This is a genomic window from Candidatus Accumulibacter necessarius, from assembly GCF_036625085.1.
Window position 1 is genome coordinate 154,872 of the sequence record NZ_JAZKUM010000009.1, and the last position, 25,263, is coordinate 180,134.

Consider the following 25,263-nt stretch of genomic DNA (forward strand, 5'->3'; position numbering starts at 1 on the left):
ATGACCAAGAATACCTATGGATTAGCAGACAAACATACCGTCGCGCAAGCTGCGGCCGAGAAAGGCGAACTTTCGGGCACAAAACCACTTAGCAAACCAATCAGATGGGCAATTTTTGCAGTTGGCTGTGGCTTGGCGCTGGTTCTCTATGCTATTTGGAGGGATCTAGATCGACTCTATGGCTGGGGCTTTCCTAGCGGCTTCCTTCGTGGCGCGGTGATCTTCGTTGGGCTTCTGATCCTGTGGGATTGGGCAAAAGGCAAAAATGTCAGGCCGGCGGGGAAGAGCGCCGGGAATAAAATAGCATCAGCTCCAACCACAATAGATGATGGCCAAATTTGCAGTGACACTCCCTCGAACGGGTGCGTGCCAAGTGATGACGACACCAGTCTCTATCTGATTGTTGCCAAGGAGCTGTCCGCTAACCGTCGGGATGAAGGTCTTTGGACCAAAGCCTTTGCTTGTGAAAACGGCGATGAGCGAGCGACCAAGGCCCGGTACATTCGGGATCGTGTGGACTCGCTGAAGAGCCGCAGTCGTAGAAATGATTCGGGTTCGCCTGCTGCTGCGCCGCCAGCCCAGCAACAGGAGGAATCGGCGCCGGCAGGAGCAATTTGCGAAGTGGCTCCGTGGGCCAGATTCTTGGCCAGAGCGATTGATCTTGCGGTCGTCGCTGTAGTAGCTCTCACCGCAGCAACTGCGATGGCGCTCACGTTGCCCGACTGGAAAATGGGAGCCATCCCATTGGCGTTACTTGGCGCAGCCGTTTTCGGGGTCGCGCTGCTTGGGTATGAGGCAGTGTCCGTCTCACTACTCGGCACCACTATAGGCAAGGCTGTGTTTGGACTTCGCATCAGCGCCGAAGATGGTGGACTCCTGGAACTGAAAAGCGCCTTCCGTCGAGCCTTTTGGGCATGGGCCAGCGGCAACGCGTGCTATTTTTTCTTTCCCGCATTAACAACGCTCTTCTGGTGGCGAGGATATAAGGCCTTAACGACAACGGGCCGCACCTCTTGGGACCGCAAAGTTGCGTCAACGGTTACGCAGGCAACGATCGGCTCGTTTAGGTTTTTCCTTGGAGCATCGTTAAGCGTGTTCCTGCTGTCGAGCAGTCTGGTCCTCAGTTCTCTCAATAAGCAGACTGTAAAACAGGAGTTGAAGACTGGCGGGGTTTTTGCTGACCTCGTCGCAGCCCCGAAGAGCCCGCAAGCTACTGCCCCAAGAGACCCGGTTGCAGAGCGCGACAGTTTACAGAAGCGCGCCAACCAAGGAGATGCGGAAGCACAGGCCGAACTTGCCTTCATCTATGGACAAGGACAAGGTGTGCCCCAAGATTACGCAATGGCCATCGAGTGGTATCAGAGGGCGGCGGCGCAGGGTAACGCTGCGGCTCAGAACAACCTTGGAGTGATTTATCGTGAAGGACAAGGTGTACCCAAAGATTACACCAAAGCCATCGAGTGGTATCAGAGGGCGGCAGCGCAGGGCATTGCTATCTCACAGTTCGATCTTGGGTCGATGTATCGTGAAGGACAAGGTGTACCCAAAGATTACACCAAAGCCATCGAGTGGTATCAGAGGGCGGCAGCGCAGGGTAACGCTGAGGCTCAGAACAACCTTGGAGCGATGTACTTTGATGGCTTGGGAGTGCCGAGGGACTATGTTCTTGCCTACACGTGGTTCAATTTAGCCGCGGCGGCGGGGAACGAAAACGCCGTGAGCAATAGATCGATGATCGAACAAAGGATGACGTCATCTCAGATCAGCGAGGGTCAGCGCCTTTCCGCTTCTTGGGAATTAGGCAAGATTCTTGGGCGGTAGACGAGCAGGCGGGCCGTGCCTCATCCGTGGGGGGCACCACCATCAACCATCCGTTCGCCTCGCTCGATTAGCGAGTTTGGTCGCGAGCCGAGCCTACGGGTCCAACGTGCCCACCTTTCAACCTACAGCCGCCCGCCCTCTCGAGCTTCCGACAGGCGAAGGCGATGGGTAGAACCGAAGACCTGGCAGCGTACTGGCGGGGCAAGTGGCAGGCCGTCAAGGGCTTGCAGAATCGACGCTGGCGGAGCGATCACCCGCGCGGCGATACTTCCCTTACTGTGCACCGAAACCCGCCTGATCGTCGCCGTTGCGTGTTGCCGAAGGCATTGCGCACTGCAACACTAGCACTTTTCGCGCCAGAAATGATTACTACCACGTTAACGCCAAACGCTTAGATTAGAGGCACGGTTCGTGCTTTGAATTGCGCTTGGCATTGTGCGGTGCACTTTTCACCGCGCTATCAACGTACCAACGAACGCCGATTTTGACCGTTTTGCGAAACAAATTCAGCGCCAGCCGTCTGCATCATCGCGCACACCACACTGCCGCTTCTTCATCGACTCCAGCCATTTCACCACGCCCGCCAGTGATGCCTCGGCGCACACGTCGTGTGCCGCAGTCAGACGCTCGAACGTGCGCCAGTGCATCCCTTGTGGCTTCTCTCCGTCGGGATTGGCAATGCCCGCCGGCCAACCCAGCCGCTGCCTGATCTTCTCCGCCTGCCGCCGCGCACGATCGTCCTCCGCTTCTCGCTGACTCGCATAGACCAGACGGTAGCAGTGGCGACAGGCAAACAGTCTGCCGGGACCGTAGACAACGGCGACGCGCCGACCGCAGGACGGACAGACCCACCAGCGCCTCGCCCCCCCGTAGGTGCAGGGCGTGTGATCGAAGCGAACCGGCTGCTCGACATCCTGCCAACTTTCATCATCACCACTGCGGTGTCGGTAGAGAAGAATGACGCGATCAACTTCCACCCGACTCTGAATGCTGGCCACCGCACGGCCACCGACGGTCCACTCCCACCCGAAACACTGCCCCTGGATCAGGACGCCGGCCCGTTGCAGCCTGCGTATGTCGAGTGGCATCGAGTCTTCAGTGGTGCGCTTCGCGCCGTAGTGCCAGCGTCGCCCGCTGCCGATACCGCCCATTTTCTTGCTCCCGGATTTTACCGAAATCATCAGGCAATTCTGCTGGGTCATTGTTGCCTGAATCTGCTGAAACCCTTGTCCTGCCTAGCATTGCGCCGGTCTGATGGTGTTGCACTTCATGCGCCGCGCAGGTCTTTCAGCTTCAGAATCATGGCCAGTGTTCGCTCGAACTTGCGATCCAGGTGCGTTTCGTAGCGGTTAAGTTGCTCCAAAAGGTGCGGCCGCAGCCCTTCGCCCAAGATTTGCGCCTTGATTGCCGGGGTGTATTGGGCCTCCCGCGCCGTTCGCCAGCACAGCGGTTGGAGCGATTCACGGATGAACTGCGCCAGCCCTTCAGCGGTTGCCGAGTTTTCCTCTTCCTCGATCTGTGATTGCCACCAGTCGCGCGAATCTTGTCGCAGCGCCCGCAGTGCTTTGTCGTAGGCATTCGGCCCGCCTTTGTGCAGGATCGCCGATGCCTTGCGGGTTGCCGCCAGGTCAAGTTCTGCATCGCGTTGCGTCTCGGCGATCTGTTCCGGGGTTTCCATCATCAGGTCTTGCAGGATCGCATTCTCTGCGGACAGGCCTCGCTGAAAAGGTGCGGCTGACGTGGTGACCGACTTCGCATTACTCACCGTCGCTTTCAAGCCCTCGTTGATCTTCGCCGCTTCGGCCAGCAATACCCGCCGCTTGCGCCATATGATCGCGGCAAGTTCTTCAATCAAATGCTGCTCAGTCATGCCCGCCGGCTTGTGCTCATCGATCAGCGCCGCCAGCATGTCGTCAAAGTCGCCGCCGTCCTCGTGCGCCAGTACCACCAGCTTGGACAAAATGCCGTGTTTCATGGCGTTGAAGCGCACTGCCTGATAGCCGGCGACCGGTGCAGCGTCGGGCAAATCCATCTGAAAGGGAATCACCGTCGGTGCTGCTTCTACAATTTGGAGATTCATGCTCATGGCTCGATTGACTGGGTGCGGCTATTGGCTGCGACACAAATATTGTCACACACTATCGAATGATCTTTCAACGATTGCGGATGTCTATCTTGATCGAAAGCGGGCCAGCGTAGAAAAGTTGGCACTGGCGACACGGTGGTCGACTTGCTTTTGGGGAGCCTCTTGGGGCGGATGGGGGGCGAGGCTGCCGAAACGGAAACGAGCAACGCAGTACGAGCCGTTGCAGGCAGCCCCGCCGGGCCTGCGGAGGAATGTGCCGGGCGTCGGGGCGCGCGATGGCATATGGCGCGGCCGTAGTTCGTAACTCTGGAATGCTGCGGTCGACGGCCAATCGGGGGCGATTTTCAGGGCACCGACGCAGGCTGGCGCGCCGGTTGCAGGAGCCAGGTTTGCATAACGCCTGCTATGCGGGGCGAAGCCCGGACCGTTGCAGGCGAAAGGAGCGTGGCGACTGAAGCAGGCAATGGCGCATAGTGCGGCGTTATGTAGGCCGCAGCGAGGGCAAGCGGCGTGACAGCCGGACAGACCGCGCGGGGTTGCCGACGTAGCCGCTGGAGCCATGAGCCAGCTTTACCGGCTGACGCGGCGGAAAGTGGCGTTGGCCGAAATTTTTTGCAAGTGGCCGTCGTCACCGGACGGCGTTTGCCGAACGCGACAAAGCCGTGGCGCGGCTTTTTGCGTGACGGCGTGGTGGCGTCCGCGACACGGTAGCGAGGGCGCGGGGCTTGCGGGGTTGTTGCAAGCGCCGTGACGGAGCGGTCCAGAGTGATGCAGTGAAACGCGGCAAACGCTGGCGCGGGAACTGACACACTGGACACATTGCGCGGCACACCCTCAAAGAAAACGGCAAGCGTTTCTGGTCGTTATTGCCGAAACATATTAATGCCTTTGGTTTAGTTGTGCTCGGCAAGTATGATTGCGAAAAATCCAGAAGAGAAAAGCATGTCGCAAACCGAAGCCTTCGCCCGCACCCTGATCGAAGCCCAGCTCAAAGACCAAAACTGGAATATCAGCGATGGCATCAGTGTGCGTTATGAATACACACTGGCCGATGGCGACCGTGCCGACTATCTGCTCTGCGGTCGCGAGGGAAGGGGCTTGGCGATTGTCGAAGCCAAGCGCGAATCAATCAACGCCGCCGACGGCGCCGAGCAAGGGCGACACAACGCCGAAATGGCCAACGTGCCGTTCGTCTTTCTGGCCAACGGCAAGGAAATCCTCTTCTGGGACTGGCAACGCGAGGCGCACCCGCGTCCGGTCCGCACCTTCTTCTCGCAATCCGACCTCGAACGCCGTGCCGCCATGCGGCAGATGCGCGTAGATCCGCTGAGTGTCGACATCGACAAAAGCATAGCCGGTCGCGATTACCAGCAGGATTGCATCGAAACTCTGTGCCGCGAAATCGGCTTCGGCCGGCGCAAGCTGCTGGTGGAAATGGCGACCGGCACTGGCAAGACGCGAACCGCTGCCGCGCTCATCAAGCGGCTGTTTTCGGCCAACGTTGTCAGCCGCGTACTTTTTCTGGTGGATCGCATTCCGCTGGCACTGCAATCCGAAGATGCCTTTACCGAACACCTCAAAGAGTTGCCTTGCTACGTTCTCCGCGCGGGGCGGCGGTTTCAGGACGAGCAGCGCATCACCATCACCACGCTGCAATCGATGGTCAATATCTATCACGAGTATTCGTCCGGGTATTTCGACCTCGTGATTACCGATGAATGCCACCGAAGCATCTACGGCAAGTGGCGCAAGGTGCTCGAACACTTCGATGGCATCCAGATCGGTCTGACCGCAACACCCTGCGTCAAGCCGCCCAACGACGACGGAACTCCTGACGATGAAACGGCTTTTGTCCGCGACACCCTGCGCTTTTTCGGCGTGGACAAGCCGACGTTTTCTTACACGCTCAAGCGCGCCATCGACGAGGGTTATCTGGTCGGCTACCAGATTTACAAAGCCAGGACCGTCAAGACCGCGACCGCCGACGGGATCAAAACACTTCGCGAGGATATTCAGTGGGACGGCCTTGATGCCAAGACGCGCAAGGAGCTTGAAGACGCCTTCGCCGCCGCTGCGAATCTCAAGCCCCCGCAAGCGCACATCCTGATTGATCCCAATGCCCTGGAGCGTAAATTCACCATACCAGCGCGCAATCAAGCCATCGTGCGTGAATTCCGCAAGGTCATGGACGAGGGCTACACCGACAGCAAGGGCGTTCTCCGCAAGCCCCTGCTCGGAAAGACCATCGTCTTTGCCGTCACCAAACGCCATGCCGAAACACTGGCGACCATGATTGACAACGAATTCGCCCACCTCAAGCCCTCGCCGGAAATCAAATACGCCGATTACGTCGTTTCCGGCATGGGGCAAGACGAAGACACCACCGACGGCATGACGCGGATTCGTCGCTTCAAGAAAGAAAAATTCCCGCAGGTACTGGTCTCGGTGAACATGCTCGACACCGGCTTCGACTGCCCGGAAGTCGTCAATCTGGTCTTTGCGCGCTATACCAAGTCCGTTTCGCTCTACCGCCAGATGCGCGGCCGGGGAACGCGCAAGGCGCAGGGCAAACCCATCTTTACCCTGTTCGACTTTGTCGGCGTCGCTGCCGTACACGAAGGCGAAGACGGTTATGCCGAAGGCGGCAAGGTGATCGAGTCCAAACCATCGCCTTACTACTCACCGCGCACGCTGGTCACGGTCAATCAGGACGACGACATCGACCCGACGACGCGCGCCTGGGTGACGATGGACGACGCCGGCAATTTTGTCTTTCTCGAAGCGTCCGAGGAAAAAGCCAACGAACTCGGCGCGCGCTTCGAGGGCTGGCTGGTCAGCCGCGACTTCACGCCGGCACAAGAACGCTGGTTGCATGATGTTGAAGCACAAATCCGCGAGAACGCCGAGCAGTTCGACGACTTCACGCTCGACCACCTCGAATTCCCGCCGTTCAGCCTTCAAGGCGGCAAGCGCCGCGCGGTCGAACTTTTTGGCGGCGAGGACACCCTGAGCACCCTCATTCAAGAGCTTTCCCTATCCGTTTATCGGAACCCGACCGGCGAAGATTCCGCGTCTGGCCCGTCGGCAACCCATTAAAGAAAATCCATGCCCCTGACCCCGCAACTCCGCCAAGACATCGAAGTCATCCGCAACTACCTGTTTGGCGGCGGCTATCCCGACCCGGTGACCAACGCCGAGCAACTGGCCTTCCTGTTTTTCTTCTACCTCGCCGACGGGCTCGACACCCAGGCGCAAGCCCGTGCCCGGTTGATGAAGCAGCCCGTCGAAAGCATCTACGTCGGCGACTGGAAACTGCGCAATCCGCTCAACGCCCCGGCCATGGGCCTATCCGGCGGCCAAGACAGCATTTCGCGCGACCGTTTCCGCTGGTCGCAGTGGGCCAGGGCGCTCACCGGTGAAAATCTGGCGCGCTTCCTGCGCGACGAGGTTTTCGCCTTCCATACCGAAGTCGCCGCACGTGGCGCGGTCAATTTCATGGACGGCGCGCGACTGGTGATCGACGAGCCGGTGGTGCTGACCCAGGTGATCGGCAAGGTTGATGGCCTGCGCCTCGACGAGGCCGATGCCGATACCAAGGGCGATCTGTTCGAGCATGTGCTGAAGCAAATCAAGACGGCTGGCGAACTCGGCCAGTTCCGCACCCCGCGCCACATCATCCGCGCCGTCGTCGCCATGCTCGACCCGAAAATTGGCGAAACCGCCTACGACCCGGCAGCGGGCACGGCGGGGTTTCTTGCGGCAGTGTTCGACTACATCAAACTCGCCAACTCCACGCCCGATGGCATAGAGACCGTGGACATCGACGGCAAACGCATTCCGCGCGGCAACGGCAATGCGCTCTCGGCCGCCAAGTGGCGCGTCTTGCAAGAGCAAACCTTTTTCGGCAACGACGTCGACCCGAAAATGGTTCGCCTCGCCACCATGAACCTCACTCTGCGCGGCCTGCCCAATGTGCGCATCCGCCAGCGCAACGCGCTGACCACCACGCTCGATGCTGAAACCAAGCGCGAACTGGGCTTGCCGGCCGACGGGCACCACGTCATCGCCGCCAATCCGCCGTTTTCCGGACGGCTAGACAAGGACCGTATCAGCGAAGACGTCAAGGTCGGCACTTCGACCGCGACCGAAATCCTCTTCATCAAATACATGCTCGGCAGCCTGCTGCCCGATGGCCGCTGTGGCGTCATCGTGCCCGAAGGCGTGCTGTTCGGCTCCACCGGCGCGCACAAGGAACTGCGCCGGCAACTGATCGAGAACAACCGCGTCGAGGCGGTGCTGTCGCTGCCCGGTGGCGTCTTTCAGCCGTATTCCGGGGTCAAGACCTCGGCGCTGCTGTTCAGGAAGGGTGGCAGTACCGAGCGCGTGTTGTTCCTGCACGCCGATAACGACGGCTACAAACTCGACGCCAACCACGAAACCGTAATCGAAGCCGACGACCTGCCGGGACTGGCTGAAATTTACCGGCAACGCGAGCAGCGCTGGGCCGAATGGCAGGAACGACAAAGTGGCGACGAGTCGATTTTTTTGCAAGGCTGGTGGTTCGCCGATGCGGCGGCGATTCGCGCCAACGACTTTAATCTTTCGGCCGGACGCTACCGGCCGATGAATCAATCCGCCGCCGTCCATCGCGACCCGCGCGAACTGCTGGATGAACTGGCAGCGATTGAGGTGGAGATTGCCGAGGAAGTGGAGGCGTTGCGGGTCGCGTTGGCGGAGCAGGCGGCGTGACTAGCATTCCATTGCAGCAACTTCTCGACTTGTCCGATTCGGGGCTTTGGGGTGACGAGGATACAGAGAATGGAGTAAGCGTTATCCGCTCAACAAACTTCAACAATGATGGAACCATTGACTTCTCTAACCTGACATTTCGGGCTATCGACGAGCGAAAGCGAGAGGCAAAGCTCATTCAAGAGGGTGACATCCTGTTGGAAAAATCCGGAGGAGGCCCGAAGCAACCGGTCGGGCGTGTATGCCTATTTCGGGGGCATGCAATACAGCACTCGTTCGGCAACTTTATCGCTCGTCTTCGACCGAAATCCGATGTTCTCAGCGAGTTCTTGTTCTACTTCTTGTGGCACTTTCACGCAAAGGGAAAAACCAGCCACTATCAAAAGCAGACAACCGGAATACGGAATCTCGAAACTAAGCGTTACCTGACGATTGGCGTTCCGGTGCCACCGCTCCCCGATCAACGCCGCGTCGTCGATCTGCTTTCCCGAGCCGAGGGCATCGTTCGCCTGCGCCGCGAAGCCGAGAAAAAAGCCGCCGAAGTCATCCCCGCGCTGTTCCTCAACATGTTCGGCGACCCGGCGAGCAACCCGAAGGGCTGGCCGGTTCGGAAGGTGTCGGATTTTGTCGCGCGATTTGAGGGCGGAAAAAACATTCAGGCAGGCTCCGAGAACGGTTCGCTGTATCGGATTCTGAAAGTTAGCGCGGTGACCTCCGGCGTCTATCGGGAATCCGAAAGTAAACCAAGCCCGGACGATTACAGCCCGCCGGCTTCGCACATCGTCCGACCCGGCGACATGCTGTTTTCCCGTGCCAACACGGAAGAATTGGTCGGCGCGACGGCGATTGTCGAGAGCACCGACGGCCAGACACTGCTACCCGACAAGCTCTGGCGCTTCGTCTGGAATGAACCGCTGGAACCGGCCTACATGCTCGCACTGTTCCAGTCCGCTCATGTTCGGCGCGAGTTGGGCAAGCTCTCGTCCGGAACCAGCGCCTCAATGCGCAATATTTCGCAGGCCAAGCTCTATGAACTGCCGTTGCCGATAGCGCCGCACGCGATTCAAAAAGCCTTCGCCGAATGGTCAGCCATGGTTGCTTCCATTCGTTCGCAGCAGACTACCGCCACGGCCAGGGCGCAAGCCGCCTTCGACGCGCTACTGGCGCGTTGCTTTGCTCCATCGGAGACGATTTCGCAAGGGGATGTTGCTTGACTCGCAATACCAAGTTTGGCATTATCGTCCCCCTGTCGCTGCATCCCGACGCGGCGCAGGATTTACGCGATTTGATGGTGGCTGATCCGGGTCCGGCAGGAAAAATCGCTGCGTTCCTGGAACAGGCCAAACGCGACCCAAAGATTATCGATTCACTGCTTGACCATGAATTCGGAAAAGACAGATCGGAGTCCTACAATGTCAGCAAATGGCTTGAGTTCTGGAAGACCGGCTTTAACCTTTGGCGCTTGAAATTCTGGACTTGCCCCAAAGGCTCCCTCAAATATCGAGTGGTCTACGCTTACCAACCCAGCAGCCGCCACTACCATATTCTTGCCATTGTCCATCGCGATTTCAACTATGAAGACGACCATGAAGCAACCCAGCGCGTCCTCGCCGCTTATCGTTCGCTCGGTATCACTACCCTCCACTGAAGCGACGGAATCGCTGGCGACAGAAACCGCCACTGATCCCTTATTCGTTCGGAACATCGACCTTTCTTCTGCGCCGGTGGCTGTCCCTGGCGCGGTGGATATTGATGATTTGCTGGCCGAGTTTGCAGCCACGCCAAAAGGGGCGAACGCAGTCGCCAAAGGGCGGCAATGGGTCGCCGATAATTTTTATTCGGGCAGCCCTTCGCTGGCAAAAATGCGACTGGAACGCGGATGGTCACAGGCCGAGCTTGCACGTCGCGCAGGAACCAGTCAGTCCTATATTGGAAGATTGGAGACCGGCAGCATTGACCCTCAGTTGTCCACCATGCGCAGGCTTGCAGAAGCGCTGGGCGCCCCGGTCGCTGCCGTTGTTGATGCTTTGATGCCGAAGGAAACGCCATGAAAAAGAATGCTGACCGTTTTGTTCATGCGGTTTTCTGTGATGACATTCGTCAGGAGCTTGGCGAAAAGGTTTCGCTGATGGGGTGCTATCAGGGCGAGTTGCTTGTCGCTGAGATTCCTGTCCTGCTGCCAAAGCTCTGCGCCTTTGTGACAGTTTCGACACCGCTGGATCGGCCGATCAAGTCGTTAAAAATACGAATCATGCAAGACGACCATGAGCTTGTTTCGCTCGAATTGCCGGACGACGCTATGGCCAAGGCGTCGCAATCCTTTCAGGAAGGATCGACCCGCCTGAATGCCAACAGCGCTCTTGCATTTTCGCCTTTTGCCGTGACGGCACCGACGGTCTTGCGTGTGACGGCGATTACCGAGGAAGGCGAAATCATCGGACCACGACTTCGCATCAAAACGATGCCAGAAAGTGCGGCCTTGCAAGCGGTTTCAGCACCTGATTCAGACGTTAAACCGACCGCGCCAAGACTGGCGGGGAAAAAGCCCGCCGCACGGCGTGTTAAGGAGAAACCTGATTAGCAATGAACGTCAGCCGCCCGAATCGAGCGCTGGGGCAGCGGCGAGCAGGCTACGGCGGCGAGCAGGAGCCGCGCGTTCAAGGTCCTGAGATCGAATCGGCGGTTGAATCGGTAGGCGAAAGCCGCGAGGTACTGAGCACCCTACTTTCGGAAGGCAAGCGCGTGGTAACAGCCCGAAAGGCTGGTCTTGAGATTGCCCAACACCGTGTTGACCCACTTGAACTCTGGCAGGTCCTTGGGCTTTCGCCCGGCGACAACGGTCGGCTGATGAACGCAGCCTGCGTCGATGACGGCGTTGAAGCAAGCCAGACCATCCGACAGCACCGTCGATCCCGGAGCGAGGTTGCTCTTGGCCCACTGGGCAATTGCCGTCAGGGTGAAACCGGGAACGAGCGTGAGTTTGGCACGCAAGGGGTGGCCCTCCTCACTGAACGAGACGGCTGCCACGAAGGGCACCTTGTTCTCCGAACCGCGCCCGACCTTGCCGCCGGTACGCTCGCCTCCCAGGTAGGCGTCGTCGACCTGCACCTGACCTTCGAGCACATAGCGCTCTTCTCGCTGTTCCATTGCCCGCATCAGCTTGTGGTGGATGAGCCAGGCGGTGGGGTAGCTCACGCCCAGATGTCGCTTCAGCGCCAGCGCCGACAGACCCGTCTTGGCCTGGCTGATGAGGTAGATCGCCAGGAACCACACGGTCAGCGGCAGCTTGGTGCCTTGAAACACCGTCCCGGCGATCAGCGACGTTTGATGCCGACAGGCGTTGCACTGGAAAACCTTGCAGGAACCCCCGCGCAGAACACAGTGTCCCGCTCCACCGCAGCGCGGACAGGAAAACCCGTTCGGCCACCGCGCCGCCTCCAGCGCTGCTGCGCACTGCGACTCGGTTCCGAAGCGCTTAGCAAACTCTGGCATCGACAAACCGGGTTGAAACTGAATTCGATTCATTGCCATGGCCCTGACCTCCCTGTGGTGACAGAGTTCAGGATAAGCCCAGCCGGGCTCACCAGATGCGCCCAGCTGACGATCGTTGCTAATCAGGAGGAGAAATAGGCGTGTGGTTTGCGCCGGGCGCGTGTTAGCGGCGCTCTGGTTTTTGGTATTACGCGGCGCGACGGAAGCGTGGTAGCCACTGCGAACGGTGGCTATACAGCAACACCATCGCGGTGTAACTGAGCAAGGTCACCGCTTTGCCAATTTCTTCATCACCGGGTTGGTCTTCAATGACGACAACGCGCTGCGAGTCTTCCGCCCCTGCGCTCTTGAGGTCAAACATCTTGCCGTGCGCTTTGTAGACGTTGGCCCAGTCCAATCGCTCGTCACCGTAGGCAACGGGCTGGATATATTGCCGGCCCGTGTCTGGGCTGTCGATGGCGAATGGAAACTTCACCTGATGACCTGACACGCCGGAAACGGCCACGTCACGTTGCAGCGCGTTGCCGGCAACGGCCGAAAGTTCTTTCCCTACGGTGGCGATAAAGCGTTGTTCGTGCGATTTCGGCCGCCAGCTTGATTCAAGGTGGCTGATGGCGATGGCAGTGTTCAGTACGTTCGTGATGGTATCGGGCAGGGAATCGTCGGACGCCACGGCAGACAATGCGCCGCCGTCGGTAATGCCGACTTTTTGGAACCGGTTGCGAATGCGATCCAGTTTCGACTTGGTGATGTTTGCCCCGTAGGCGCTGGCGTGCATCAGCGTGTCGGCGTGGTCGGTTACCAGCCATTGACCATTGCCCGAAGGTTCAAGAAAGACGGCAAGGTGTTCGCCATCATCAAAGGTAAACGGCGACCAGACCCGCAACGCACCGTTGGCGCGTGGGGCGCAGGCGTAGCCGAGATTTTCAAGAAGGTTGGCGCAGTTCATGGTCATCACAGTAAAGGCATTTGTACCGATGGCGGGGAAACGAAGCCACCCGACACGTTCAGTTTGGCATGCTGGCAGAAATACTCAAACAGGGCTTGAAAATTCGGGAAAGCGGGGTCGATGGGTTCGCAATAGCCTTCGCCATCGTCTGACCACGTATGCTCATGGGCTCCCGGACCGAAGCGCTTTTTATACCAAGGGCGGCCAATGCCGACTTTGTTGGTATGTTGCCCGTCCGGGTCGAAATCAACTGCGTAAACGCGCAAACCTTTGAACAGCAGGGCGCAGTTGTACTTGTCCTGCGATCCAAATTTGGCGCTCCGCCATTGGACGCAAAAGACGGCGTCTTCCATGACGACGCCACCAACTTCAAGCGCCGACACGAATTCCCACCATTGCGGGTCTTTCTTCGATAGCTTTTCGCGCCAGTTCATTGCGGCCACGCTGGCTTTGGGGGCAGCGAGAAAGGCGTCAATGTCGGCGCGGTCGATCATGTCTTACAAGCCTCGCCAACAACGGATGGACACCCACTTGCCCGTTGGCGATTTGATGGTCTCGGCAAAGTCCATTGGCTAATTATCAGCTTCCGGCGTTTGCTCGTCCTGAGCGCGAGCGGCACGAAACGACTCTAGCGCGCTTTCAACGATTGCCGTTTGTCGGGCGCTAATGTCCTCTGATGCCAAGGCGCAAGACATCAAGGCTTCCGTCAGTTCGTCGGACAAAGTGCCAATGCGGTTTATGTCGCCGGAGAAATGGCGTTGCAACAACTGGGCATCTTTGAACTCGTAATATTCGTCTAGGCAAACCCACGTGGGCTTGCTTAAACAACAGCAGTTTTGAACTAGATGGAAGTTGGGAAAGCGGTGATCGGACTGGCAGCCGAAGTCGTTCTTGTAGCGCTTGCCCAGCGAAGTTGTTTTAACAACGAGGGTGAGGCCGTGAGCGGTGCCAAGAGAAACCAGAATTTTTTTTGCTTCGTCGCCGTCGTGAAAAGTGAAGTGACGGTCTACGAATAGGGTGCCGGGGGTCATGCCGGACGAAAGTGTTCGACGAACGCCTCTCGCTCAGCGATTACGTCTTGCATAGCGTCGGCTTCTTGTTTGCGAAGAGCCAGGCCGTAGGGGATTTTTTGCTGTCGTTTTTGTTCTTCGACGTAAATCCTATGCCAGGGCTGGTTTTCCAGATGCGTGGCTTCGATCATGTCGTCGGCCCGCATATCGCGAAACTCTTCGGCAAGACCCTGCATGATGCGCAGTTCGCGCTTGGTGAAGTGGCTGTCGTCAAAATCAGCTAATGGCCGGACAACGAGCATGGTCCCGTTGCGCGTCGGTTTTTCAATGAACTCAACACGCTCAGCCAAGTCGGGTTCCGGCATGTCGACCTCTTCGTACAGGTCGACCGGAACCGGCCCCATCCTCCAGGCAAAATAGTCCATGCCCGTGACGGAGCGGCCCGTATCCTTGAAATGCTCGAAATCAAGAAAATAGAGCAGCTTGCAGAGCTTGATTTTGCCCATGAAGCGGGTGTTTTTGGCGAAGTAGATGACGGCGTTAATCATCTTTTCGCGCTCGTGGCTGACTAGCATGGCCTCCTCGTTATAGGTCGCGACTGCCCCAAAAATGCTGGTGACTTTGCGCGCTTGAGTTTCGCATTTCGTCTGAAAAGCGAAGCTCTTTAGACCGGTAATCTTATCACGATAGCCGGATTCGGCTGATGGAATCTGGCTGATGCGTTTTGCCGTTGGCATGGCTGCACTGGCTTGAATCATAGCTTCCTCCTTGTTTTTGCATTCACCCGATACCGCACGCATCCGCGTTGCTGCCACCCGGCCGCCTGCGCATCGCGCAGTAGCCAGCCGGCTTCCACCAGTTCGTTGAGGGCATCGCCGACGATTTCGGCGTCGTCCAGCAGGTGCCATTGCTTGCGGTAGATGTCGCGCGTTGTGAAGCTGTCCGCGCCGTCGAGCGCGCCGGCGTCGATGCGGCGGGCTAGTTCGCCGGCCGCCTGACTTTGCAGGGTCTGGCCGAGGGCAAAGATGCGCCGGGCTTGGGCTTCCAGATACTTGCACCAGCCGGCGGCGTGTTGCGCTGCCGCCTCGCTGACCGGGCCGGGCGCGTGGCCTTGTTGCATGGCGTTGGCGCGGTCGATCAGGTGAAACAACAGGGCCAGTGCGGCAAAGGTCTTCGGCTGTTTCGAGAGGTATTCCACGATCAACGGCGCTTCGTCCGGCGCTTCAATCTGGTGGCGGTGCAGGTGGTCGTACCAGTCGATAAACAGGACTTGCCCGGCGTCGCCAAAACGCAGGAAAGGAATCATGCCGTAGGTGTCGGTTTCCGCCAGTGCGGCAAAGTCGGCGCGGGCCAGGGTGTCGAAGATGCCAAAGGCGGCATCACGCGCGGCGGCGTCCGGGTATTCATCGACCATGCCGGCATAGGGCGCGGTGTCGGGATAAACCAGCAACTGAAAGCGTTGCAGTAGGCCGTCGTTTTCTTGCCGGGCCTGATAGAGGTAGCCGCGCACCTTGTCCGGCTGCGTGCCGCCAAGGATCGACACGCACATGTTGTCGCAGATGACGTGCCCGCGCCCGATGCGATCCAGCGGAAAGCTGCCGTGTCCGTTCCACGCCTCAAGGTAAAAGGCGCGGTCCTGTTCGTGGCCTTGCTTCTCCCAGCCTTTGAGCAGGCCGACGAGTTCATCGCGAAAGACCAGAATGCCGCGCGGGTTGGCTGAAAGCAGGTCGTGCAGGGCTTCGATGGTGGCGTCGTTGGTGCGGAAGCGGGCTTGCAGGATGCCGGTCGGTTTCTCGGTCAGTGCGGCAAGTTCCAGCTTGATGACGGCGGCGGCACGGGGCGCGGTTTTTCCCGAGTTGTCGCGGGAACGCTTGCCTTTGGCTTCGGCGTAGGCGTCCGCGCCTTCGGTCAGGGCGGCGGCGCTGCGTTCGGCCTTGATGGCGGCTTCCAGTTCCTGTTTCAGAATCTTCTGCTTGATCTTGGTTTCCGGGTCGGCAGCGCTTGCCTTGGCTTGCTGGGTGCCGCTGGCGGCGCTGCTTTCGAGCCGGCCCAGCGCTTTCAGCATGTCGGTCAGCGCGGGCGTTTTCTTCTTCGACGGCGGGCCGATGACGCCGCCCCACAGGTTCGGCACAACCAGCCAGTCGTCGCGGCGTTTGGGCTTGATGCCGATGGACGCACCAACGACGCCGGCCAGCGCCACCAGCGCACCGACGGCGCAATAGTCGAGCGGGCATTGCATTCGGTGCGCAACGTCGGCAATCCATCCCCGCAATGGCGCGGGAATCAGCTTCGGGTCGAGCGGCGGCACGGGCGGCAGGTGCTGGCCGATGGCTTCCGGTTCAGGCAGGGCGTTGAAGGCCGCTTGCTTGGCGGCAGTCAGCAAGGGCGCGGGGTCGAGCCAAATGCCTTGGCCGTGCTCGAAGAGTCCGCCACCGGGCGGGACGAAAAAGGGCTGCGAAAGCTTTTCGGCGCAGGCATCGGCGCCAGGGATTTGCAGCATGTCGAGTAGTTGACCGTAGAAGCCGCGCCAGTCGGCGGCGGGCACCGGCGCGGTGAGTGGCAGCAGCACGCGCAGGCGCGGCGCGTCGGGCGTGCTGCGCTTGGTGGTGTAGAACGCATATTCCAGCCCGGTCAGCGCAGCGCGGGTGGCGTCAAGGTCGACAGCGCTGTCGAGGTCAAGAACTGCGGCACTCATGGTGCGGACGTGTTTGTCGTGGCGCGTGGTGGCGTCGCCGAAGTCGGCATAGATCAGGGCCGGCAGGCCGTCCGGATGGTCGGCGCGGGGTTGCCCGGCATAGTCGCGCAGGCGCCTGACCAGCGCGGGCCACGGCAGTTCGGCAGGCTCGATGGCGCTGGTCTTGATGCCGGACTTCTGGATGGCGACCTTGAGCGGCGGAAAAGTCGGGGCTGGCGGGACGGTGGTAGCGGCGCAAAGCGGTATTGCCTCGATTTCTCTGCAAGTTGTCGGCGGCACTGCGTCCAGTGTGTCAGTGCCCGGTTCCGGGTCTGGCGTGAAAATCTGTTCGGTCATGTTTTTGTTCTCCACGCTCCCAGCGCCTTGGCGGCGGCGGCAAAGGGCAGGCCGTAGCGCGCCATGTGAAAGGCCAGCACATCGCGCCCATGCGCCCCGCACGCCGGCACGCGGCAGCGGAATGCGCCGGTGTCGAGATTCACCGAAAGGCTGGGGTGCCGGTCGTCGTGGAACGGACAGCGCGCGGTGGCGCTGCGCCCGTGTCCGCGCAGGGTATCCAGTTCGGTGGCGTAGTAGGTGAGTGGGTCGGGCAGGCGGCCACGGTCGAAACCGTGCCGCCGGGGTGGCTGCATCGATTGAATGACAGTCACGCTGATCGCAGTCGAGGTAAATTTGTGGGGAGCGTTCATCGCTTCGCCCTCCTTTGCCAGCCGCGTTTCTGTGGTCGATTGCGCGAGGGTTTGATGCTGCCGGCCAGGGCGAACCAGCCTCTCAGCGGGTCGAGTGCGGTAGAATGGCGCGCAGCGAACGCAGTACCTTCAGCCGCTTCCGGCGGCCGCCGGGGCGGCTTTTTGTTGGGTTGGGTCATTGTCGCCCCCTATGCCGTTGCGCCGGTTTCGCGGGTGCGCTTTTCCAGCCAGGCAATAAGGTCGGCGCGCCGATACCGCACGTTGCGCCCGATCTTGATGAATGGAAGGTTGTAGCGCCCGGTGCTACGCCACACAGACAGCGTGCCGGGGGAATTGTCGAGAAACTGCGCTGCTTCTTTCTCGTCGAGAAGATCGCGGCCCGCTTCGATAATGCTCTGAATACTCATAGTTCGCTCCAATAGGAACTGCATGGGGCAGTTCAGAACTGCACAGCGCAGTTCATGGAGCGAAGGCTAGAGCAAGGGAAAACGGGCTTGTCCGCATGCGGGATCTGAAAAGCCGCATGCGGTGCTTGTTACTTATTTCATGCGGGATGCCATCGCATCGGGGATCTGCGCCAGTACCCTCCGCACAGTGTCCTCAGAAACAGCCGCGCCAATATTTTCACTCATCCTCGCTATCCGGCCCGCCGCGCCGCGGTCTTGGTGCTTGATCGATGCGTGCTCGCAAAGCGCCGCAATGATGGTCAACAGGCTGTTCCGCTCGTTCGGTTTCAGAGGCTTTTCGGGGCCTGGCGAAGTGGCTTTTATCGCCGGCGTCGGATCGTCAAATGGAAGCGGCTTTGCGCCAGGGTAGTCACGATAGCACTTGATCCATTCTGAAGGGGGGAGCTTGGTATTTGGCACTTCCAGTTTGCCGTCAGAATTTCTACAAATTCTGTCAATCAACCCGAACCGCTGGAAGTGCCGGAGCAGGCCAATGATGAGGCAGTCGACATTTATCGATACACCATCATCATCATGGCCATCTTCGGCAAAGCGCAGTTCTAGCAGTGTTGCCGCATTTGTTGCGCCCCATGCTGGGGCCTTCAGCCAGTAGTCAAAGGTAGATTTTTCGGCCCGTGCTCGCTGTTCCTTCACTTGTTCAGGCGTCAAGCTAGTTGCGGCGTCCAGTTCCTCAAATGTGTAGCTACGGTCCACAGCGGCCCTTTCACGCTTCGCCCTTGATTCAGGATGCCGCGCCAGCCGAGCAAGGGAACCCGGTTTTCGCCCTCGGGGATCAGCCTCGGGCTAGGCGCAGCAAAACAGGTTTTCTCAGGTCACGCGGCCCGGTCGCCTTGCTGCGTGCGCATCAGATCAAGCAGGAATTCGGGTGCGAGGTCGGCGCCGTTGGCCCATGCCGCCGTGCGCATCAGCGGATGCTGACTTGCCGTGGCGAACACGGCTGGATCACGTAGCGCCTCGAACACTTCTCCGTCAATTTCACCTGACAAATCCACTTCTCCGGACTCTCCGTTGTTGAAGCGCAGGAACAGGCGATAACCTGGCAGCGGGGTTACTTCTGTGGTGTGCAGGATCATGATCGTTACTCCAGAGGATCAATCGGATTCAGCGGCTTCTTCTGTTGTGCAAGATTCCAGTCGGCTTCAATTTCGTTCCGATGCAGCGCCATCCATTCGCGAACCATCGACAGTGCCCGGCCCGGTAGCGAACCGGCGTACACTTTGCCGTCCAGCGTCATCAAGGCTTCATGCTCGCCGTAGACGGCGTGAAAGTGCATTGGCGGGTGCTCGCGCCAGTTCATGTAAATGACGATGCCGAAGAACCGCGAGATTTCCGGCATGACTACGCCGCGCCCCGCTTCGGCAACTGCACTACTTCCGCCGCCTCTTTCATGCGGCCAGCTTCCATCATCGCCGCCGTTGCCGTGTTGACGGCCGCCCGCACCGGATCAAGGTCGAGTCGCGCATAGATCGCGGTCGCCTGTTGGCTCTTGTGGTTCAGGCTCTTGCCGATGATGGCCATTGATGCGCCCGTCTTGGCTTGCCAGCTTCCCAGCGTGCGCCGCAGATCGTGAAGGGTTACGCCATCCGGGTCGGTGCGCCCGTAGGGGATACCGGCCCGCGCCATGATGCGAATGACCGCCTTCTTCGGTTCCTCGATATGCCCGCTTGCACCGGTGCCAGGGAAGACAAACACAGCGCCGGGCATGGCAACTTCCTGTCGTGCCTGCAAGATGGTTACCGCCTCAGGCGAGAGGGTCACGTTCTGCGGCGTGCCGTTCTTGGTATCGGGAATGCGCCAGACGCAATCCGCCAGGTTGATTTCCGACCAGCGCATGGCCAGCAGGTTGGCCCGTCGTGCGCCGGTCAGTAGCGCCAGCAGGATGTAATCCCGTAGCGTTTCGTTCTGCTCTTCCGCCACCGATTGAAAGAAGCGAGGCAGTTCGTCGGCTTGCAGGAAGCGGTCGCGCTTCACCACGCGTCCGGCCACCTTGACGCCCTGCGCCGGGTTCGCTTCGAGATAGCCCCATTCAATCGCCTTGCCGAAGATGCCAGACGCCAACGCCCGGATCTGGCGAACCGTCGCCGCAGCTTTTCCGGCCGCTTCGGCATCAGACAGCACGCGTATGATCGCTTGGCGAGTGATGGTTGTAAGCTTGCGGTCGCCCAGCGGCTTTTGCAGGTAGTCCCTGAACCGCTGCTCATCGTCGCGCCAAGAGAGCTTCCTTACGCCGTGTCTTGTCCCGTACTCGGTGAACAACTCCGTCAGTGTCGGCTCCGCCTTGAGTGCGCGCTTCACTTCGGCAGGGTTCGCGCCGTGCTCGATCTCTGAATTAACCGTTGAAGCCGCTTTGCGTGCCTGCTCTACGGTCATGGCCGGGAAGCGGCCCAAGGTCACCCGTTCCGGCCCGCCGCCTTTGGTGCGCCGGTACATGGAAAAGGTTTTCACGCCTGCCGGGGTTACGCGAAGCTGCAGGCCCGGTGTCTTCGCGTCGTGATAGGTTGCCCGCGTACCAGCCGCAGGAGAAGGCAGAGCAAGGAGTCGCTCCTTGTTGAACTGGAATCTCGATGCATCGCTCATGGCTTGACCTTATGCGTTTGGTTTGCTCCGGGGTTACGCCGGGGTTACGCCGGGGTTACACTTGCGGTCAAAAACTATGCAGTTTCGTGTAACCCCGTTAAGGTCAGTGTAGCGCTAACCTACTGCTAGGTCAAGGAAGATTAAGGTTGATTAATCCGTAGGTTTACTTAGAATCGCGGACTCTTAATCCGTAGGTCCAGAGTTCGAGTCTCTGACGCCCCACCAACCATTCAATGAGTCAGCAGCAGCCAGTCTGCAGTTTTTCAAACCGGGGTTACGTGCCCCGAAAATCCCCCGGATGAACAGGCGCAACCCGCCCGCATGGCAACCAGCGGGACAGATTACCGGCCCCGACGCCGGACAGCCTCCAATGAGGAAACCCGGTACCGATCGCCGGCCAGCCGCCAACGAGGGCACCCGGTACCGGACAGTCTCGGGACCGAGTGACCGCGAAGGGAAGCGATAATCGTCTGACTGGGGACGAGTCCATCGACGGGAGGGAGGTCACTCAGCAATGCTCAGGGAGCTTCGAGTAGCCAAGAACTCTCGGCCCGGAAGACCAGGAAGCACCTCCCCGATCCGATCAATCCGGCGACCCTGTCGTTCATCCCACTTCTGGGGCTGGTCGACTACTGCTTCGCTTCTTGCGCCATGAGCTCGCGGAGGAAGCGCACGGGAATGGCAAAGCTGATTCCCGACGGCTTGCTGAGGACCGACTCCTTGCTCTCCTTGACGAAGACCATGTTGATGATGCCGACCACCTCGCCACGACTCAGCTCATACAGGGGGCCGCCACTGTTGCCGGGATAGGCCGTCGCGTCCAGCTGGTAGATGTCGAAGCTGCCGCTCCTGATCTGCTGGACGACCCTCGCATTGAGCTGGCGCGCATTCGCACCGGGCAAGACGATCGGTGTGATGGCCGAGATGATGCCGCGATGCGTCACTGGCGAAAGACCCAGGGCGCCGCCAATCGGGAAACCGGTAAACGCGACCGACTGTCCTTCCCTGACCGGGTCGGACTCGTGCAGGGTCACCGGTGGCAGCGCCTGCCCTTCGATACGCAGCAGCGCAAGATCATGCGCCTTGTCGACCGTCAGCACCCTGGCGGGACGCTGCTGTGCTCCTGATGGAGTCGAACGCGTCACGATGGCCAGTCGCTCCCCGGCAGCCTCATCCAGGGCTTGCTGAATCACATGCGCATTGGTCGCCACCTGGCGCCCGTCCCCGACGACGAAACCCGTACCCCGCATCACGAACTGGGGGCTTCGCGTCTGCTGATAGGTTCCGACGACCACCACCGATGGCTTGATGCGTTCGATCGTCTCGGGCAGATCGGCCGAGGCGTGGCTGGCCGCCAACAGGGTCCCGCCCAGCAGGATGGCCAGCAGGAATCTGCTGGCGGCCACCAATCCGGCCATCGCTATGAACCCCTGGTCAGGCGAATACGCGGTAGCTCCGGGGAAGGCGTGGTCACCTTGGCGTCATAGGGATGATCGTCTCGCTTGAAGAGGCTCACGATCCGTTTGACATAGCCACGGGTTTCGGCGTAAGGCGGTACCCCCCGATAGCGATTCACCGCCCCCTCCCCAGCATTGTAGGCAGCCGCCACAAGGCTGACGTCTCCTTCAAAGTAGGCCAGCAACCAACGCAGATAGGCCAGACCGCCACGTAGGTTCTGCTCCGGATCGAAGGGCTTCTTGACATTGAACCGTGCCGAAGTGTCAGGAATCAACTGCATCAGCCCCTGCGCATTCTTGTTTGACAACGCCGCCGGGTTGAAGTTGGATTCAGTCCGGATGACGGCCAGCGCCAGGCGCGGGCTGACGCCGTATTCCGGTGCCAGCTGGTGGACCAGACTGAGAACCCTTTTCTGAGCTTCGCTGCTCGGGACCATGACATCCTGCCCATCGTCGGCAGAAAACAAGCCGCGCATGCATTCCGGCGTGTCAGACGCGGGGTCACCGACAAAGCGCTGCATCTTCTGGGACTGCGGATGCCCCTGTTTCGCGGCCAGATTGAAGAAGTAGGCCGCGCGCGCATCGTCGCGCTCGAGACCTCGCCCATTGGCGTACATCCACCCGAGACTGAACTGCGCCTCGGGATCGCCGGCACGTGCGCCGTCACAATATAGCTTGGCTGCCCGCACGGGATCCCTCGGCACGCCTTCGCCATGTTCGTAGGCCAGGGCCTCCTTGCGCAGAACCAGCAGACGTTCGGCATCCGATTCCCGGGGAATCTCCCCGGCTGCGAAAACCGGCAAGGACGCCCCGGCCAGGCCCAGCAGTCCGCAAAAGACCAGTGCGCCACGGCGCACCAGGGCCGGACATTGAAAGCAGGAAGGTTTCATCAACAAACTCCGTTGGCTACGCTGAAGTGTGAGACATACCATGCCATCGACGCCCGCACCCCCTCTTCCAGCCTATGGCTTGGAGCATAGTGGAGGAGGCGCCTGGCTTTGGCAATGTCGGCCTGTGAGTGACGAACGTCGCCCGGCCGAAAATCTCCGTAGGCGGGTCGCAGGCTACGCACCTCAGGCCGGTGCTCGGCCAGAGTGTCGCGCAGGATCTCGAACAAGCGATTGAGCGACGTGCGATCATCCACCGCGACGTTATAGACCTGGTTGACCGCCGCCGGATCGTCGGTCGTTGCCGCCAGCAGGTTCGCCTGCACAGCATTGTCCACGAAGCAGAAGTCACGACTGGTCTCACCGTCCCCGTTTATCATCACCTGCCCGCCAAGCAGCATGCCCCGGGTCCAGCGGGGGATCACCGCGGCATAGGCACCTTCAGGGTCCTGGCGGGCGCCGAAGACGTTGAAATAGCGCAGGCCGATCGACGGAAAGGCGTAGCAACGAGCGAACACCTCGGCATACAGCTCGTTAACCAGCTTGGTCACGGCATAGGGTGATAGCGGCCGCCCAATCCGGTCTTCAACCTTGGGAAGAGCCTCATGATCACCATAGGTCGAACTCGAGGCAGCATAGACGAAGCGTTTGACTCCGGCATCGCGGGCCGCGACGAGCATGTTGAGAAAGCCGTCCACGTTGGCCGCGTTGGTCGCCAGAGGATAGGCCAGTGAACGCGGAACAGAACCCAGTGCCGCCTGATGCAGCACGAAGTCGACGCCACGGCAAGCCTCGCGACAGGCGTCAGCATCGCGGATGTCGGCCTCGATGAAACAGTGGCGAAGCCACTGTTCCGGCGTCACCAGCGACCTGACCTCGTCAAGATTTCGCCGGTGACCGGTTGCGAAATTGTCCAGCCCGATCACTGTCTGGCCAAGTTGGAGCAAGGTTTCGACCAGATGCGAGCCGATAAAGCCTGCACTTCCCGTTACCAGCCAGCGCGCCGGCTGCGCCAGCAGCCGGTGGCCGAGCGCAGCCAGGGCGGGAGGAGAAGTCGAACTCAGAGACGCCACACGGTCACCCCTTGCGCGACCAGCGAAGCCTCGTTGAACATGCTTTTCACGTCCGTGAGCACGCCGTTCTTCTGCAGTTTGCCAACGTAATCGGCCAGCGGACGCTCCTTGAACTGGCGATGGGAAACGGCTGCCACAATCGCGGCTGCGGCCGGCAGTTGCTCCCATGCGGTCAGTTCGACACCGTATTCATGCCGGGCCTCATCGGCGTCGGCAACCGGCTCATGCACCAGCACCCGCGCGCCATAGGACTCGAGTTCCCGGATCACGTCGATGACGCGGGAGTTGCGCAGGTCTGGGCAGTCTTCCTTGAAAGTCAGGCCGAGCACGATGATCGGCGCATCCTTGACCTGCCAGCCATTGCGGATCAGCTGCTTGACCGTCTGTTCGGCAATGAACTTACCCATGCCGTCGTTGATTCGGCGACCCGCGTTGATCACCTCCGGGTGGTAACCGAGCATTTCCGCCTTGTGCGTCAGATAGTAGGGATCAACGCCAATGCAGTGGCCGCCAACCAGGCCAGGGCGGAAAGGAAGGAAGTTCCACTTGCTGCCGGCGGCTTCCAGGACCTCGACCGTGTCAATACCGATACGATCAAAAATGATCGCCAGTTCGTTCATCAGGGCAATATTCAGATCGCGCTGGGTGTTCTCGATGACCTTGGCAGCCTCGGCTACCTTGATGCTTGAAGCGGGATAAACACCGGCCGTGATCACGCTGCCATACACCTGTCTGACTCGCTCCAGCGTTGCCGATGTGTCACCGGAAACGACCTTGACGATTTTCGTCAGCGTCCGTTCCTTGTCGCCCGGATTGATCCGCTCGGGTGAATAACCCACAAAGAAGTCCTCTTTCCACTTCATTCCGGAGTACTTCTCGATGATCGGGATGCACACTTCTTCGGTTGCACCAGGGTAGACCGTGGACTCGAAAACGACCGTTGCACCACGCTTCAGGTTTCTGCCGACCGCTTCCGATGAGCCAATCAGCGGTCCGAAATCCGGCTGATGAGCCTCGTCGACGGGCGTCGGCACGGCCACAATCACGAAATCAGCTTCTGCCAGGGCGGCGGCATCAGAACCAACCTCCAGATGAACCGCGGCCTTGAGGTCGGCACTGCTGACCTCACCGGTCGGATCGACGTGCTGCCGATAGTTCGCCACCTTGCTTGCCGACAGATCGTAACCGATGGTGCGCTGCCGCTTGCCGAATTCAACAGCAAGCGGCAGACCAACGTAACCCAGACCCACTACCGCAACAATAGTCATCTATTTCCCATCCCGTAACGTTGATTTTTCCTGAGTCACACCGGCA

24 protein-coding genes and 1 pseudogene are annotated in these 25,263 nt (G+C 59.8%); 7 read left to right on the forward strand and 18 right to left on the reverse strand.

Going from position 1 to position 25,263, the window contains the following annotated elements; genetic code table 11:
* Positions 1–1,821 (forward strand): RDD family protein, encoded by a 1,821-nt coding sequence (locus tag V5B44_RS21810; RefSeq protein ID WP_332361150.1) that lies wholly within the window; start codon positions 1–3, stop codon positions 1,819–1,821.
* A 506-nt stretch (positions 1,822–2,327) separates the two neighbouring features.
* Here the strand turns inward: V5B44_RS21810 and V5B44_RS21815 are convergent.
* Positions 2,328–3,002 carry a hypothetical protein gene (locus V5B44_RS21815; RefSeq protein WP_332361151.1) on the reverse strand — a complete coding sequence of 225 codons (675 nt, stop codon included), beginning with the start codon at positions 3,000–3,002 and terminating at the stop codon, positions 2,328–2,330.
* Between the two features lie 86 nt (positions 3,003–3,088).
* Positions 3,089–3,811 (reverse strand): hypothetical protein, encoded by a 723-nt coding sequence (locus tag V5B44_RS21820; RefSeq protein ID WP_332361152.1) that lies wholly within the window; start codon positions 3,809–3,811, stop codon positions 3,089–3,091.
* Positions 3,812–4,849: 1,038 nt separating this feature from the next.
* On the opposite strand from V5B44_RS21820, the gene V5B44_RS21825 reads away from it, so the two are divergent.
* The 6 genes from V5B44_RS21825 to V5B44_RS21850 are packed head-to-tail and all read left to right on the forward strand — an operon-like array spanning position 4,850 to position 11,237.
* Positions 4,850–7,003, forward strand: coding sequence for a DEAD/DEAH box helicase family protein (locus V5B44_RS21825; RefSeq protein ID WP_332361153.1), 2,154 nt, complete (start codon positions 4,850–4,852; stop codon positions 7,001–7,003).
* A gap of 9 nt (positions 7,004–7,012) precedes the next feature.
* Positions 7,013–8,656: an HsdM family class I SAM-dependent methyltransferase gene (locus tag V5B44_RS21830; protein WP_332361154.1), complete on the forward strand. Its 1,644-nt coding sequence runs from the start codon at positions 7,013–7,015 to the stop codon at positions 8,654–8,656.
* On the forward strand, positions 8,653–9,870 hold the full coding sequence (locus V5B44_RS21835) for a restriction endonuclease subunit S (protein WP_332361155.1): 1,218 nt from the start codon (positions 8,653–8,655) through the stop codon (positions 9,868–9,870). The genes V5B44_RS21830 and V5B44_RS21835 overlap by 4 nt, the downstream gene beginning before the upstream one ends.
* A complete protein-coding gene (locus tag V5B44_RS21840) occupies positions 9,867–10,304 on the forward strand; it encodes a hypothetical protein (protein WP_332361156.1) in 438 nt (145 codons plus the stop codon). Before V5B44_RS21835 ends, V5B44_RS21840 begins: the two co-directional genes overlap by 4 nt.
* On the forward strand, positions 10,243–10,707 hold the full coding sequence (locus tag V5B44_RS21845) for a helix-turn-helix domain-containing protein (RefSeq protein ID WP_332361157.1): 465 nt from the start codon (positions 10,243–10,245) through the stop codon (positions 10,705–10,707). Before V5B44_RS21840 ends, V5B44_RS21845 begins: the two co-directional genes overlap by 62 nt.
* Positions 10,704–11,237, forward strand: a complete 534-nt coding sequence (locus tag V5B44_RS21850) for a hypothetical protein (protein WP_332361158.1) — start codon at positions 10,704–10,706, stop codon at positions 11,235–11,237. The genes V5B44_RS21845 and V5B44_RS21850 overlap by 4 nt, the downstream gene beginning before the upstream one ends.
* On the opposite strand, the pseudogene V5B44_RS21855 reads toward V5B44_RS21850, so the two are convergent.
* The 16 genes and pseudogenes from V5B44_RS21855 to V5B44_RS21930 all read right to left on the reverse strand — a co-directional run bounded on the left by V5B44_RS21855 (position 11,234) and on the right by V5B44_RS21930 (position 25,217).
* Positions 11,234–12,187, reverse strand: a pseudogene (locus V5B44_RS21855) (IS1595 family transposase). The gene V5B44_RS21850 and the pseudogene V5B44_RS21855 sit on opposite strands and share 4 nt — an antisense overlap.
* Positions 12,188–12,335: 148 nt before the next feature.
* Positions 12,336–13,097 (reverse strand): DUF1828 domain-containing protein, encoded by a 762-nt coding sequence (locus tag V5B44_RS21860; RefSeq protein WP_332361159.1) that lies wholly within the window; start codon positions 13,095–13,097, stop codon positions 12,336–12,338.
* Positions 13,098–13,102: 5 nt separating this feature from the next.
* Entirely contained in the window at positions 13,103–13,591 is a 489-nt protein-coding gene (locus tag V5B44_RS21865; RefSeq protein WP_332361160.1) for a hypothetical protein, read from the reverse strand.
* Between the two features lie 78 nt (positions 13,592–13,669).
* A complete protein-coding gene (locus V5B44_RS21870; protein WP_332361161.1) occupies positions 13,670–14,128 on the reverse strand; it encodes a hypothetical protein in 459 nt (152 codons plus the stop codon).
* Complete coding sequence (locus tag V5B44_RS21875) at positions 14,125–14,865, reverse strand: Panacea domain-containing protein (protein WP_332361162.1); 741 nt, start codon at positions 14,863–14,865, stop codon at positions 14,125–14,127. Before V5B44_RS21875 ends, V5B44_RS21870 begins: the two co-directional genes overlap by 4 nt.
* On the reverse strand, positions 14,862–17,138 hold the full coding sequence (locus V5B44_RS21880; protein ID WP_332361163.1) for a YfjI family protein: 2,277 nt from the start codon (positions 17,136–17,138) through the stop codon (positions 14,862–14,864). The genes V5B44_RS21875 and V5B44_RS21880 overlap by 4 nt, the downstream gene beginning before the upstream one ends.
* Positions 17,135–17,488 carry a CHC2 zinc finger domain-containing protein gene (locus V5B44_RS21885; protein ID WP_332361164.1) on the reverse strand — a complete coding sequence of 118 codons (354 nt, stop codon included), beginning with the start codon at positions 17,486–17,488 and terminating at the stop codon, positions 17,135–17,137. Before V5B44_RS21885 ends, V5B44_RS21880 begins: the two co-directional genes overlap by 4 nt.
* Positions 17,489–17,676: 188 nt before the next feature.
* Positions 17,677–17,895 (reverse strand): helix-turn-helix domain-containing protein, encoded by a 219-nt coding sequence (locus tag V5B44_RS21890; protein ID WP_332361165.1) that lies wholly within the window; start codon positions 17,893–17,895, stop codon positions 17,677–17,679.
* A 132-nt stretch (positions 17,896–18,027) separates the two neighbouring features.
* The gene (locus V5B44_RS21895) at positions 18,028–18,648 is read right to left on the reverse strand and encodes a hypothetical protein (RefSeq protein ID WP_332361166.1); all 621 of its coding nucleotides are present in this window, start codon (positions 18,646–18,648) and stop codon (positions 18,028–18,030) included.
* 119 nt (positions 18,649–18,767) lie between these two features.
* Positions 18,768–19,028 (reverse strand): DUF2442 domain-containing protein, encoded by a 261-nt coding sequence (locus V5B44_RS21900; RefSeq protein WP_287633969.1) that lies wholly within the window; start codon positions 19,026–19,028, stop codon positions 18,768–18,770.
* 5 nt (positions 19,029–19,033) lie between these two features.
* On the reverse strand, positions 19,034–19,291 hold the full coding sequence (locus tag V5B44_RS21905) for a DUF4160 domain-containing protein (protein WP_287633968.1): 258 nt from the start codon (positions 19,289–19,291) through the stop codon (positions 19,034–19,036).
* 2 nt (positions 19,292–19,293) lie between these two features.
* Positions 19,294–20,532, reverse strand: a complete 1,239-nt coding sequence (locus V5B44_RS21910; protein WP_332361167.1) for a tyrosine-type recombinase/integrase — start codon at positions 20,530–20,532, stop codon at positions 19,294–19,296.
* A gap of 629 nt (positions 20,533–21,161) precedes the next feature.
* Positions 21,162–21,950: a S1C family serine protease gene (locus V5B44_RS21915; RefSeq protein ID WP_434735508.1), complete on the reverse strand. Its 789-nt coding sequence runs from the start codon at positions 21,948–21,950 to the stop codon at positions 21,162–21,164.
* 2 nt (positions 21,951–21,952) lie between these two features.
* Positions 21,953–22,879, reverse strand: a complete 927-nt coding sequence (locus V5B44_RS21920) for a transglycosylase SLT domain-containing protein (protein WP_332361169.1) — start codon at positions 22,877–22,879, stop codon at positions 21,953–21,955.
* Complete coding sequence (locus V5B44_RS21925) at positions 22,879–23,949, reverse strand: SDR family oxidoreductase (RefSeq protein ID WP_434735509.1); 1,071 nt, start codon at positions 23,947–23,949, stop codon at positions 22,879–22,881. Before V5B44_RS21925 ends, V5B44_RS21920 begins: the two co-directional genes overlap by 1 nt.
* On the reverse strand, positions 23,937–25,217 hold the full coding sequence (locus tag V5B44_RS21930; RefSeq protein ID WP_291911191.1) for a nucleotide sugar dehydrogenase: 1,281 nt from the start codon (positions 25,215–25,217) through the stop codon (positions 23,937–23,939). The genes V5B44_RS21925 and V5B44_RS21930 overlap by 13 nt, the downstream gene beginning before the upstream one ends.
* Between the last annotated feature and the right edge of the window lie 46 nt (positions 25,218–25,263).